The following is a 13324-nucleotide window of genomic DNA, read 5'->3' as shown; positions in this document are numbered from 1 at the left end:
GCGTCGGGATGAGTTGCGGGTGCTTACGAACTTCAGTGCCAGTCTCTACGAACGCATCAGCTTGAGAAAGGCAGCGACGACCTGCGGATCAAACTTCTTGCCCGCCTGCGCTCCAATCTCGCTCAGGGCCACGTCCACGGGCCAAGCCGGTTTGTAGGGCCGCACGCTGATCAACGCTTCGTAGACGTCACAGACCGTGAAGATGCGGGCCAGCAGCGGAATCTGCAAGGCCGACCGGCCAGAAGGATAGCCTCCACCGTCCCAGTTCTCGTGGTGATACAAAATGATGTCCAGAGCCCCCTGCGACAGACTGGGAATTCTGGAGGCCAACGCAAAGCCCTGCTGGGCATGCTGCTGCATCGTCTTGAATTCTTCGGGCGTCAAGCGGCCCGGTTTGCGTAGCAGCGCGTCCGGCACCATCAGCTTGCCGATATCATGCAGGTACGCGCCCTGCTTGAGTTCGATCAGGGCCGCCCGGGGCAACCCAAGGGCCGCGCCCAATTTTTCGGCGTAAGCCACCACCCGCTGGGTGTGACCGAACGATTCCACATCACGCGCTTCCAGCGCGGCTCCCAGAGCCATCAGCCCACCTTCCACGGTGAGTTCGACTTGTTTGAGAACGCGCTCATGTTCCAAGATGTAGCCGAGTCTGAGCGCCACCGCTTCGAGCAGGCGGCGAGCGTGCGGGGTGATGGGCCGCCAGTTGTGGTAACTCATGAGCACCAGCACGCCCACAACCGACCCGGCGTCGCGCACTGGCGTGGCCAGCAAGCTGCGGAGCCCAGTCGCGACCCATTCCGGCATCGCTCTGCCCTCCGAGGGATAGTCGGCGGTGCCGATGGTGCTGTTGGTGACCATCGCCTGACCCAGCAGACCGCTGGAAACGTCGCGCTTGAGGCTATGCAGCGGCGCTTCTTGCTGCTCCTGCGTACTTGAAATGTAAACGGACTGAAGCGAGGTGCCCAACAGTTCGTAATACGAGCTGGCGTCAAAGCCGAGAATAAGCCGCAAGTTTTCCAGGCCGCGCCGCAGCAGTTCGTGGGCGGAGGTGAGACCCTCGATCAGCCGCATGAACTCCTCGGCGCTCGGCACATGCTGAACGGTAGTGTCTAGATGGGTGCTTTTGGTAAATTCCTTGTGCTCGTACATCCGCTGATCCGCGACGGCAATGGCCCGCTGAAGGTCCTCGTACGAGTGAACTTGCGCGGCCCCGAACGCCAGAGCGGGCAAAGTCAGGCGGACTTTGGGCGAATGCTTGATGACCGTCTGAGCAAAATGATCGGCCTGCGCCACACTAGAATGGAGCAAAATGACCAAGAATTCATCGCCTCCCCAGCGGCTGGCGGCGGCGTCTTTTGGGAGGGCTTCCGTGATGGCCTGTGCAACCGCCTGAATATGCTGATCACCTGCATCGTGGCCTCGGAGGTCGTTGATGGATTTGAGGTCATTCAAATCCATCATGATCAGCACCGCTTTTCGCTGCGGCGTGAGGTGGTGCAAAGCCCGCTGCATCCCCGTCCGGTTGAGAAGACCTGTCAGGTTGTCCTGATTCGCCAGACGGTGCTGGCGTTTGAAGCGGTGCAGCATCGTTTGGACGTTGAAGACCATGATCCACACGAACCCAGCGACGAGCAGAAGTTGCAGGGCCGTGCGCCACACAGGATTGGAAGTCGCCGTCTGCGGGAAAAACCCTTCCTGAATGGAAGTCAGGACGATGCCACTGGTCAAGACGATGGTGGGCAGCACGATCTGGCGTGGAAGCCGGAACGCTCCCAGCATCCAAGAGATAAAGAAAATGAGGACGGCGGCCAGAAGAAGGAATAGAGTGCTCGAAACAGGTGACCAGACGGGTTTCTCGGATCTTCCGAAGAGCCAGAAACCCAGCAGCAGGTGCATTGAGACCCAAAAGATGATGGTCGGCCACCAGCGGAACCGGAAAACAGCGGGCGACTGTAGCTGGTTCGTGGCACGCTCCTCGCGTATCACCGACATTGAACCTTCGAGACAGAGCTAACCATCAGGGCATCAGTATGTCGGGGAAGCCATGAGACGGACAGTTGATTTCCGTCAAAGTACGCTATGCTACAGTCTTCGTTCGGTCAGCTGTGTCGCTCAAGCACCCATTCGAAACTCGCTCCTTGCCTTAGCGAAACCCAGTCGAGTGGCCAAGGGCTGTTGCAGGACACCGCGCGGACATTGGGCCTAGACAGCGTCCGCCTTCGGCAATACACTCGCGGCAACCTGCTGAGCCCCCTTCATACTGCGCGAGTGACTGGGCTACGCCGACACCGCAACTAAGGCGGCAGTTGGACGCCGTGGGAAAGTGCTGTGGGCGTGCTCACCGAAAAGGAACAACTATGGAGCCAATCAAGCTACTCGACGTATCAGTGAAACGCCAAAAGGCCCCAAGCAACTGGCCTGACTTCAACGGTTTTTTCATGTTTTTCGGTGTTTCCGGCGTGGATCACAACCGGGAAGAACGGCTTGAGAAGCGCTTCAAGCAGAGATTCTACCCAAACCAAGTCACCGTGAGGCTCTCTGGACAGGTGGCTCCGGGCCCGTACAGCTTTAAGGGGCTGCCGGAGTCTGTCAACTATTGGGGCTGGATCATTCACAAAGACGGTACGGCCACCAGCGACCTGAGTGACGAAGCGCTGGCCGATTTGAGAAGCTGGATGCAGCGGGTGCCGCGTGCCTCTGCTTCGCTTATCCCGCTCTAACTTGGGCCTGACTCAGCAATGCTTAGGACAGCTTAGTTGCCCGAATATCAAAAAGCTGATATGTCAGTGACGACTTGATGTAAGTCACCTCGCGCCGGCAGCTATCGGTGAACCGCTCCGCTCAGTGGCAACTGGTCTGAGGTGGCGATTTCGAGCTTTCCGTTTCGTGGTGCAGCCACCGTAGCTATTGGGACAGGTGACCGCGCAGCGTCTCAATAGCTCGCCCTGGGTACGCTGAGATCGGGTCAACATAAAACTCGCCAGCACCACTCACGGCCCGGCAGCTCCCAGACTATCGGCTAGCAACCGAGGGGGTCATTCCAGCCCACTCGGTTACGGCCGGCGACTGCTGAGTGCCGACCAACAAAAGATTCGCAGACTCCGCAAGAAAGTTGAAATCCTGCATCAAGAGAGTGAAAAAACTCACAGCCTGTTATTGGGCAGAGCAGACGCCCGGATGAACGCCTACCCGCTTTTTCGCAAGAGAGGTTACTTGCTGAGATTCCACTTCATCCACAATCTCTACCATCACATTTACGCTACACCTTCGTAATGGCCTGAGACACACCTATGGCGTTTAGCCTATTTCACTGAGACACACTCGTGGGATAACGCGGATTTGCCTGAGACACACTCGTAGCGTTTGGCCCCCCCCTCCCTGAGACACACTGGTGGTGTTCTAAGCAAACGCCACCAGTGTGTCTCACCTCTCCCTGAGACACACTGGTGGAATTTGCTTAGACACACTCGTGGCGTTTCTCTGCCACCCCTGAGACAGAGTGGGGGTGTTTTGGCCCCTTTCACTGAGACACACTCGTAGCATTTGCTGAGACATACCTGTGGAGAAAGCTGCGTTTACACCGTCTGGGACGTTACTTTTTTTCTGGCTTTGGTGGTGTTTTTCACCAATATCTTTATACAAAAGATCTTTCAGGAGTCAGGTATCTTGTTCACCAACAAAGGAGATTTATGACCGAACACGCCGGGGCACGTTTCGACGATTTGAATTGGGGCCGTCTCAACTTGGTTTCGGCACAAGATCAGGTGTCGGGCCAGCATTCTTGGCGCGTGACGTACCAGCAGGGCGACCGGGTGGTCAAAGTGGCTTGTCGGGCTTTGCCGGAACAGGGCATCCCCCACGGCATCGACAATGACGTCAGCAGCGCCCTGATCGACCACTACATGAGTATTGGATTGCCAGAAGACGGCGAGATGGTGCTGGCCGTTTCTGAACTGCTGCGCCTCGCCGGATTTCACCGCAATGGCAAGTACCGCGAAATGCTCTCGGTCAGCTTAGACCGGCTGCACACCACCTCCTATGAGGTCAGTGGCGGCTGGCGTGACCATCCCAATCGCCGCTGGACCACCGCCAAGTTTCACTTCATTGAGTCGCTGGAATACACCCATCAGGGAGAATCAGGGAAGTTCGATGAACGCAGCATGTTGCGGCTGCGGCTGGCCGGGCCGCTGGCGCTGTCCCTCCGCAGCGGTTACACCAAACCGCTCAACATCGAGTTTATGCAGTCTTTGTCGCGTCCCCGGACCCGCATTATTTTCCGATTGCTTGACGCCATGCGCTACAACCCCGAAGACCCGGACGAGATCATTGACCGCTACGAGGTAGGCCTGATCGAGTGGGCCGATCAGTGCAAGTTGCCCAACACCCGCCCGGATGTGGTGCGCCGCGCTCTGGAAGGGCCGCATGAGGAGTTGCTCCGCCGGGGCTACCTGCGCCAAGTCCTCCTCGACGGGCGGGGGCGCAAACAGCGTCTGCATTACGAGTTTGCTCCTGAATTTACGCCCATCAACCCGACGCTCCTCCAGCGGCTGCGAACCCACGGGGTAGCGGACGGCGTGTCGCGGCAACTGGTGAGGCTCTACACCGTTTCGGTGCTGATGGCGCGGGTGTCGTTGTTTGAGCGCTTGATAGCCTCGGAGGCGCTCAAAATCAAGAAGACGCCCGCGCACGCGCTCGTTCACCTCATCAAGCACCCCGACCAGTACCCAGATGCTGGACAGGGCCAAGTGGTGCGCAGCGTGATCCCACGCGAACGCCGCGTTTCCCCGGTGCAAGATGAGCCGCCCGCGCCCAATTTGAGTAGCGAAGTCAGAAGCCGCTCGCCGGAAGAAGCGGCGACCTTTACCGTCAAGCGGCTTGCGCTGCTGTACGGCCGCAAATTCAGCGCCCTCGAACTCGATCAGTTGCGCCACCTGATCCTCGCGGGCCAACTGGACGCCGCGCCCCTGCTTGAGCAGGCCCACTCCCGGCTGGCGGCGCTGGACGCTCAGGGCTTCGTCAGTGATCTCAAAACCTATCTGCTTCAAAGCGGAGATGAGCGGGGACAGGCACTACGGCCCTGAGACATACTCGTGGACTTTGCCCAAGTAGCAAGCGTGTTTGAAGGGGTTGGTGATTGTGCTGAAGCGGAACATCAAGTACCAAACCACGCCTGTAGGCGGTTCTCCGCTGCTCTGCATGGCTACCGCCAGCTTGGAAGTGCCAGTGTGGGTGCGCGGTGCTCGCCAAGTGGACCTGGAGTCTCTACTTGGGGGGTGGACAGGCCGGAGAGCAGATGCCAGATCGATTTGCCGCTCTTGGGGGCGCTCACGCCCTTGGGAGTAATGAGATGGGAAGAACTCGACAAACTCTATCTGTATTCGCTGGTGGCCCCAGTGGTGGTCAGCACGGGCATGGTCGGGGCGGTGGTCTGGGCCAACTCAGTTCTCCGCACCAAAGGTGAGCGGAAGAGCGGGCCACTGAATCGGCTCGCAGCGCGAAAGACTGAAGGCGGGCGGGGTGCTGCTCTTGGTAGATATGGGTCATCAAAACTCTCTGAGCCCATGTTTGGTCTGCTGAAGCGTCCGGCACACCCGCTCAGTCAAAAAGAGCCGCTTTTTTAGCAAACGTTCCAAAACAAACCCCGACTTTTCTAAGAAGTCTGTTGACGTTTCTCACCTGAAGCTTAATACTGAGCTATGAAAAAATCTGCATTGTGGCTCAGCTTGTCCTTGCTCGCTTCGTGTGCTCCAATGCAATCTGTGCAGACTCAAGCCCAGTGGGTTCCACTTGATCCGCAAAATCTATTGGTCATTGACACCACCAAAGGGCGCATGATCGTCGAGATGCGCCCTGACCTGGCACCCAATGCCGTCCAGCGCATCAAGCTGCTCGCCCGTGAAGGGGTCTACAACGGCTTGCAGTTTCACCGGGTGATCGATCTCTTCGTCGTCCAGACGGGCAATCCCAACAACAAAGACGGGGGAACTTCAACCTATCCGAATCTCGAAGCCGAGTTTTCGGTGAGATTGCCAGACAAAACGCCCTGGCGACAGGTCACACAGACCAGCGACGGCAATGCAGGTTTTCTGGGCACCATGCCTATCCTGACTGTTTCTGCCAAGGAAACCCAGCGGCGCAATGTCCCTAACTTCCAAGCCTGGGGCGCTTACTGCCCGGGAGTGGCTGGGATGGGCCGGGGGGAGGACGTGAACAGCGCCAACAGCGAAATTTTCTTTATGCGCGGGGCGTCTTCATTCCGGTTGGGCCTGCAGTACACCGCCTGGGGCAATGCCGTGATAGGACGCGAAATTATCACCACGGTGGCCGCTGGCGAGCCCCCAGCGAATCCTGATATGATGCAGCGTGTTCAGGTGGCCGCCGACCTGCCCGAAGGCCAGCGCCCCAACGTCGAAATGATGGATACGCAGAGCCCAGCCTTTGCGCAACTTATCGCCAAGGTGAGGCGTGAGAAAGGAGCGGATTTCAGTATCTGCGACGTTCAAGTCCCCACACGACTGAAATGATGTGACGGAGTAAGCCGAGTGATGTGGAGGGAATGGGTCAGTTCCCCAACATCTCCCTCTTTTTCACCACTCCGCCTGCTACGAATTACCTTCTGGGAAATTGGCCGTCTCATTTCCCAGAAATGCACTCTTATTGTCTTTAGCGCTCAAAGATACGTTCAGGGAAAAGGGCGCTCACCGTGAAATGAGGTGCGTCTACGATTTGACTGATTCTCAGGTCGGCACAGGCGCTGCACAGCACGTAAGCCTGCACGTAAGTCAGGCCGTACTCACGCTGCAGGTGCGCCACCAGTTCTCGCAGCGCCGTGCGGGCCGCTTCGCGTAGATCGGGAGCGTGCCCGGTGGTCATGTACGCTCCGGCGCTCCATAAATCTGTCGGCTCCGGCCCCGTACGCAGGTGAGGCGTGCGGATGGACCTGTCCTTGAGCACCTGTACACGCAGGGTCACGCGGGCGTCGGTCTCGATGCCGGTGCTCGACACCTCGCCGTCGCCCTGAGCCGCATGCACGTCCCCGAGGCTTAGCAGCGCCCCCTCTACTTCGACTGGCAAATACAGGGTGCTGCCCACGGTGAGCTGCCGGATATCCATATTGCCGCCCACCTGGCGCGGCGGCGCGGTGCGGTGCAGTCCAGCTTCCGCTGGAGCCACGCCGACGATGCCGGGAAAAGGAGCCAGAGGAATCCGGGCCAGGCCCAGAAAGTCGGCGGAGTGGCCGTCTCTCAGATCCCAGAACTGGGTATGGGCCTCCGGCACCTCGTCGTCAAGCAGACCAATTCCCCCTGGACGGCAAGCGTTCCAGCCCCAGGCCGCCACCTCGACCCCATGAAGTTCGATCTGTAAAGTATCTCCGGGAAGCGCATTTTCGATAAACACTGGGCCGGTGAGGGGGTGTCCTCGCACACCGGCGGTGGCTGGCTGTTCAGGATAAACGCTTTGCAGGACGGCTTCGCGCAGTGTCTCGGGGCAGTCTAGGGAACCGGCAGCGACCTGACGCGCCACCGCGCCGTAGGAAGCGTCGAGGGTCTGAAAGGTGATCGTGTCACCCGGAGCCACCCGCAGCGCCGGGGCGAGGTCACGCGACCAGACCGTGTGAACAGAGTCGGTGCCGAGGAGGTGTGTACGGCTAGGAACAGACGGACTCATCAGTTCTCCTCCAGCGGTGAGGCCGCCGTGAATATAAATTGGGGCGAGGGCATCGTTTCGGGAAGAACCTGCGGCAACTCCCGCACCAGCAGTTGTTCAAAGGTGGCGAGCTGTGCAGCAGTGCGCTCGGGTTGGGCCTGCGCTACGGCGTCCACCAGCAGGGTGCCCAGCACCAGCATGGCGGCGGGAACTGAAGTGGTGGGACTGCGCGAAACCGGCACAACCAGCAGTTCGCTGGCGAAGGGGATGAGCGGGTTGGCCGGCTGCTCGGCGACCAGCACCACCGGCACCTGGCAGCGCCGCAGGAGAGTCAGGTAGCGCTCCAGATCAACGGTGATGCGCGGTACCGTGAACACCAACGCCCAAACGTCCGGGCCAGCGTTCAGCGTTTCTATGGCCTGCCCGATATCCAGGGTCGTGACCGAGCGCACGCCGGGGCGCAGGCGGGAGAGGTAGAGGGCCGTGTGGGAAGCGAGGCAAGCCGAAGCGCCCATGCCGACCACGATGACCTCGCGTGCGCCCACAAGCTTTTGCACCACGCGCTGAAAGGTTTGACCCTCCACCAGTGCGGCGAGTTGCAAGATATGCTGCGCTTCCTGGTGAAGAAGGGACGTCGGATCAGGATGGGAGCGCGACTGCTCGAAGCGGTCGGGCGGCGCGGCTTCTCCCAGTTCACTGAGCACCACGCGGCTGACCGTCTCGGAAAATTCCAGGTAGCTGCGAAAGCCGAGCGACAGCACCAGCCGGGTCACGGTCGCCTGACTGGTCTGCGCCGCCTCCGCGAGCGCTGTGGTCGTCATGAACGGCACCTGCGAAAGGGCGTTCATCACGAAATGCGCCGCCCGCTGCTGGGCCGGTGGCAACTGCGCCAAGGTGTCCTGAATGTGCCCAATCACGTCTTGGCGGGTCGAGAGTGCTCTGGTTGCGGTCTGCTCAGTCTTTTGTGCCGTCTGCATCTTCATTCTTCTCTATCACGCCTGTGAAGCGTCTGTCCCTTTCAGCTCAACTTCCAGGAAGGTGAACAGATCGGCGGCTTCCTCGATCAGCAGGGCGGTCGGTTTACCGGCACCGTGTCCGGCCCGGGTCTGAATCCGGATCAGGGTAGGAGCCTCGGACGCTTGGCAGCGCTGCAACTCGGCCGCAAACTTGTAGGAATGTGCGGGCACCACGCGGTCGTCGTGGTCGCCAGTGGTGATCAGCGTGGCTGGATAGCGCGTTCCTTCCCGCAAATTGTGCAGCGGCGAGTAGGCCCGCAGAACATCAAACATCTGGGGATCGTCGCTGCGTCCGTAATCGCTGGCCCAGCTCCACCCGACCGTGAAGAGGTGATAGCGCAGCATATCCATCACGCCGACTTGCGGCACCGCTGCCGCGAACAGTTCGGGACGCTGCGTCATTGCCGCGCCGACGAGCAGGCCGCCGTTGCTGACTCCCTGAATGCCCAGGTGCGCGGCGCTGGTGACGCCGGTGGAGATCAGGTGCTCGGCCACGGCTATAAAATCATCGAACACGTTTTGCTTGCTGTCCAGCATGCCGCCCTGGTGCCACGCGGTGCCGTACTCGCCGCCGCCCCGCAGGTTGGCGACGGCGAACACCCCGCCGCGCTCCAGCCACGCGAGCATCCCCGGATTAAAGCTCGGGAGCACACTGACGCCGAAGCCCCCGTAGCCGTACAGCAAAGTGGGGTTGGTGCCGTCCCGGGTCAGGGTACGGGCCGCGATCAGGAAATATGGTACGCGGGTGCCGTCGCTGCTCTGAATGAAGGTCTGGGTCACCTCGTAGGCCCCTGTGTCTTGGGAGGCCCCGGTATCTTGAGCAGATAACGTGTCCCCCAGAACTTCAGGAGTGGTATTCGGCAGCTGTAGGCGGTAGGGCGTCAGGGGTGCCAGAAACGAATCGAAGCCGAAAAAGACCTCGGAATCACCCGGCTGGGTGTGCAGGTCTTGCAGGGTGCCCAGGCCGGGCAGCGCAATCTCCCCGTGCCGCTCACCTGAGCGTGAATACAGGTGAAGGCGGTGGCTGGCGTCGTGCAGCGTGACGGCAAGGAGGCCGTCCTTGACCAGCGACACGGAATCGAGCTGATGAGCGCCCTGCGCCAGAACGTCGCGCCGCTCGCCGGTCGAGATGTTCCAGCGCAGCACCCGGTTGAGCGGCGCGTCCTCATCGGTCAGCAGCAGCAGTTCGTCGCCTTCACTGCCGATGAGATGGTATCCGGCACGGAATTCACCGACGAGTTCCACGAAGGGCTGAGCGCTGCCCAGCTCCTGCACCCACAGTTGATTCTTGCGGCTGGTGCCCAGCCAGACCTCGACGACCAGAAAGCGGCCATCGTCGGTGATGTCTATTTGCCGGAAACCCCAGTCCGGTTGATCGGAACGGCTGAGCACCACCTGGTCGTCGGCTTGGGCCGTGCCGAGACGGTGAAACATCAGTCGCTGGTCGCGGTTGGTGCCGGTCAGCGCTTCACCGGGCTGCGGCGCGTCATAGGCGGCGTAGTAAAAACCGCTGCCATCCGGATGCCACGTCGCGTCACTGAATTTACTCCACTCGATCAGATCGGGGCCGTTTTCACCGGTTGCCACGTCGCGGACTTGCCAGGTCAGCCAGTCGCTGCCGCCACTCTGGGTGCTGTAGGCCAGCCAGTGTCCATCGCGGCTGACCGAGGCCGCTGTCAGCGAAACCGTGCCGTCCTCGCTCAGCAAATTGGGGTCGAGCAGCCCGCGCCAAGGGCCGTGCGGGCCAGCGGCGACTTCCAGGCGCGGCTGATTCAGCAGTCCCGGATTGAACGTGCGGAAATAGGAAGCGCCCCGGTGCCAGGGCACTCCACTCTTGGGAAAGTTCCACAGTTCAGTCAGGCGTGCGCGGTAAATATCCCAGAGGGGCTGGGCGCTTAGGTAGGCCGCCGCGTGCTCATTTTGGGCCTCGACCCATTTCCGTGTCTCAGGCGACTCGGCGTCTTCGAGCCAGCGGTAGGGGTCAGGAAGGGCGGCCTCCTGTCCGCCCAAGCGTTGGTAAAGCTCCACATGGTCGCCGCGCCGGGTTTCAGGAAAGCGCCGATTGCCGTCTGTTGGAGTAGTCATCTCCAGCACTGTAACAAAAAACGCGGCCTGCGTGAATGAGATCAACCCGGCCATTGGCGCTTGACATAGTTTCATTCAAGGGCCACACTGAGCAGTACTTATAGCTTCATTCATTGCTATCTGGCTTTTGCCAAGGAGTGCGTCATGTCTCATTTGTCTCAGCGTTCGTTATCGGTTCTTCTCCTCACGGCCTTCATGGCAGCCAGCACGAACGGCGCTGCCCAGTCTCAAGGTGCGCCTGTGCGCGGCGGCACACTCACGGTCGCGCAGCAGGCCGATATCGTGGGGCTGGATCCGGCAACCCTTTCGGCAGCTTCGTCGTCGGTTGTGGTAGATCAGATCTACGATTCGCTGACGACGATCACCCCGGACGGTCAGCCTGCGCCCGCAATCGCCCAGAGCTGGAAAATCAGCGCCGATGGCAAGACTTACACCTTTACCCTGCGCCCCGGCGTCAAGTTCTCGGATGGCCGCGCCCTGACCAGCCGGGACGTGGTGTACTCGATCAAGCGTGTCCTTGATCCCAAACTGGCTTCTCCTCGGCGCGGCGACCTGCTGAATATCACCAGCATCGAAGCGCCCAGCCCCAATCAGGTGGTGATCAAGCTCAAGGCTTCTTTTGCGCCGTTCTTGATCAAGATGGCCGACCAGACCATGGGCGTCATGCCGAGCGGCTACGCCGAGGGCAAGGATCTCAACAAAGTGCCGCTCGGCTCCGGCCCATTCAAGTTCGTGCGCTGGGTGCCCGGCGACTCGGTCACGCTGGAACGCAACCCCTACTACTGGGAAAAGAATCAGCCTTATGTCGATCAGTTGGTCTTCAAGGCCGTCAAAGACGACGTCAGCCGGATCATCAATCTCCAAAGCGGGCTGACCGACATCGCCATGAGTGTGCCATTTAACCAGATCGACAGCCTCAAGACCAATTCCAGCGTCAAGCTGGTCGGCGGCTCCAGCAGCAACTACGATGAGATGAGCCTCAACAACAAAGTAAAGCCGTTCAGCGATGTGCGGGTGCGTCAGGCGATCTCGTATGCCATCGACCGCGACTCGATCGTCAAGACGGCGCTGTTCGGCCACGGCACGCCGCTCAATTGCGGTTCGGTTCCCTCTTTCAGCTGGGCCCACGCCACTTGCAAGGTGCAGGTTACCAATCTGGACAAAGCCAAGCAGTTGATGATCGCGGCTGGCTATAAAGACGGATTCTCGATGACCATCAAGGTCGGGGCCGATTACAAATCGCAGGTGAATATTGCCCAAGCGATTCAGGCCCAACTTCAACCGCTGAACATCAAAGTGCAGGTTGTACCGATGGAATGGGGGCTATTCCTCAACGACTTCATCAATAAAAACTTCGACGCGGTCTTGCTCGGCTGGGTGGGCAGCACCGATCCTGACGACTTTTTCTACAATCAGTTTCATACCGGCGAAAAATTCAATGTGCAGAGCTTTTCCAACAAGCAGGTCGACACCCTCCTCGAAGCAGGTCGGCGCACGACAGATCAGGCCAAGCGCAAGGTCATTTATCAGCAAGTTCAGCAGCTGATCTCCGAGCAGGTCGGGTACGTCTTTATCGACGCCAATCAGCAGTATGAGCTGGTGCGCCCTGCTGTTCAGGGGTACGTGCATTATGCCAACGGCTCGCTCGAAAGCCTGAAAGATGTGTGGATCAAAAAATAAGCCGTTGCTCCGTAAGCGCTCTTGAGGGCCGCCGATTTCTGTGTGCAGTAGTCCTGCCCGTCTCGGCCTGAGAACGCTTCTAAGGTTCCCTTCATTGAAGGCCAAGCCGTACGGAGGAGACGGGCCACATCCGCACCCACAACCGAGGTGCTGACATCCAAGCATTCTCGCGTGAAGTCGTCGACCTCCAAAACGTGGGCGTTGCTGTGGCCTTTCGGATGGATGGAGTGCCCAGTTTGGAAGAAGCCAAAGCAGAGAAGTCACCAGCGCTAGGAAAATGCCTCGATGAGGACGAACCCAGAAGCGGATTTCATGAGAGAAAGTAAACGTGCCATAAAGAAGCCGGTAAGACCTCCTTCTATAGAGTCTTTGCATGGTCAATTCTGTTTCTGCTTTGGGGGGCTCGGCGGCCGTATCGGACACCGAGCGGCTACAGGAACTGATGATGGCAGCAGAACCGCTGTTGGGTTCAGATGCAGAGCGCGCTGAAATTCTTCTTCAAGAAGCCCACACGCTGGCCCTCAACCTCGGGAATGTGCAGAATGAAGCCCGTGTCCTGACTCTTTTGGGGCTTACATACTTACCAGGTATAGGGGTTGCAGCGACAGATAGAAGATGCTAAAGGGACGGTGCAATGTGCCATCCCGATCTCAGCTTACTGTCCATCTCAGCGTCGCTACAAGTTCTCCAGACTTGGCTCGCTCCGAAGATGCCGCCCAAAGTCCGGCAATCCAATGAAAAAGCCAGCGACGCCGAGTTGGTCGCCATGGTAATGCTCCAAGAAATCCTTCCAAAAATGTCCGCCCACTTGCGAGGGTAGGGCACACTGGAGGGAAATTATGGGAAAACAGCGAAAGAAGTGGCCGACCGACACCAAAGAGCAGATCGTGCTGGCG

Annotated in this window: 9 protein-coding genes; 5 read left to right on the top strand and 4 right to left on the bottom strand. The window is 59.4% G+C overall.

Annotated features, from left to right (window positions below):
• Window positions 1-45: 45 nt before the first annotated feature.
• Window positions 46-1779 carry an HD domain-containing phosphohydrolase gene (locus FNU79_RS16155; protein WP_185974761.1) on the bottom strand — a complete coding sequence of 578 codons (1734 nt, stop codon included), beginning with the start codon at window positions 1777-1779 and terminating at the stop codon, window positions 46-48.
• Window positions 1780-2546: 767 nt separating this feature from the next.
• On the opposite strand from FNU79_RS16155, the gene FNU79_RS19525 reads away from it, so the two are divergent.
• The 3 genes from FNU79_RS19525 to FNU79_RS16140 all read left to right on the top strand — a co-directional run bounded on the left by FNU79_RS19525 (window position 2547) and on the right by FNU79_RS16140 (window position 6524).
• A complete protein-coding gene (locus FNU79_RS19525; RefSeq protein ID WP_225430132.1) occupies window positions 2547-2720 on the top strand; it encodes a hypothetical protein in 174 nt (57 codons plus the stop codon).
• A gap of 969 nt (window positions 2721-3689) precedes the next feature.
• Window positions 3690-5081, top strand: coding sequence for a replication initiator protein A (locus tag FNU79_RS16145; RefSeq protein ID WP_143721825.1), 1392 nt, complete (start codon window positions 3690-3692; stop codon window positions 5079-5081).
• A gap of 678 nt (window positions 5082-5759) precedes the next feature.
• Window positions 5760-6524 (top strand): peptidylprolyl isomerase, encoded by a 765-nt coding sequence (locus FNU79_RS16140; protein WP_185974760.1) that lies wholly within the window; start codon window positions 5760-5762, stop codon window positions 6522-6524.
• A 139-nt stretch (window positions 6525-6663) separates the two neighbouring features.
• Here FNU79_RS16140 and FNU79_RS16135 read toward each other — a convergent pair whose 3' ends face one another.
• Genes FNU79_RS16135 through FNU79_RS16125 form a run of 3 tightly spaced genes read right to left on the bottom strand, consistent with a single transcriptional unit; the run spans window position 6664 to window position 10748 of the window.
• Entirely contained in the window at window positions 6664-7668 is a 1005-nt protein-coding gene (locus FNU79_RS16135; RefSeq protein ID WP_143721823.1) for an acetamidase/formamidase family protein, read from the bottom strand.
• Window positions 7668-8624 carry a MurR/RpiR family transcriptional regulator gene (locus FNU79_RS16130; protein ID WP_185974759.1) on the bottom strand — a complete coding sequence of 319 codons (957 nt, stop codon included), beginning with the start codon at window positions 8622-8624 and terminating at the stop codon, window positions 7668-7670. Before FNU79_RS16130 ends, FNU79_RS16135 begins: the two co-directional genes overlap by 1 nt.
• Before the next feature lie 15 nt (window positions 8625-8639).
• Entirely contained in the window at window positions 8640-10748 is a 2109-nt protein-coding gene (locus FNU79_RS16125) for a prolyl oligopeptidase family serine peptidase (RefSeq protein WP_143721821.1), read from the bottom strand.
• Window positions 10749-10892: 144 nt separating this feature from the next.
• Between FNU79_RS16125 and FNU79_RS16120 the strand changes: the two genes are divergently transcribed.
• Both FNU79_RS16120 and FNU79_RS16115 read left to right on the top strand, forming a co-directional pair.
• Complete coding sequence (locus FNU79_RS16120) at window positions 10893-12428, top strand: ABC transporter substrate-binding protein (RefSeq protein WP_225430131.1); 1536 nt, start codon at window positions 10893-10895, stop codon at window positions 12426-12428.
• A gap of 373 nt (window positions 12429-12801) precedes the next feature.
• Window positions 12802-13050, top strand: a complete 249-nt coding sequence (locus tag FNU79_RS16115; protein WP_143721820.1) for a hypothetical protein — start codon at window positions 12802-12804, stop codon at window positions 13048-13050.
• The last annotated feature ends 274 nt before the right edge of the window (window positions 13051-13324 follow it).

Source organism: Deinococcus detaillensis, from assembly GCF_007280555.1.
Taxonomy (GTDB): Bacteria; Deinococcota; Deinococci; order Deinococcales; family Deinococcaceae; genus Deinococcus; species Deinococcus detaillensis.
This window is presented reverse-complemented; position numbering and strand designations above follow the sequence as displayed.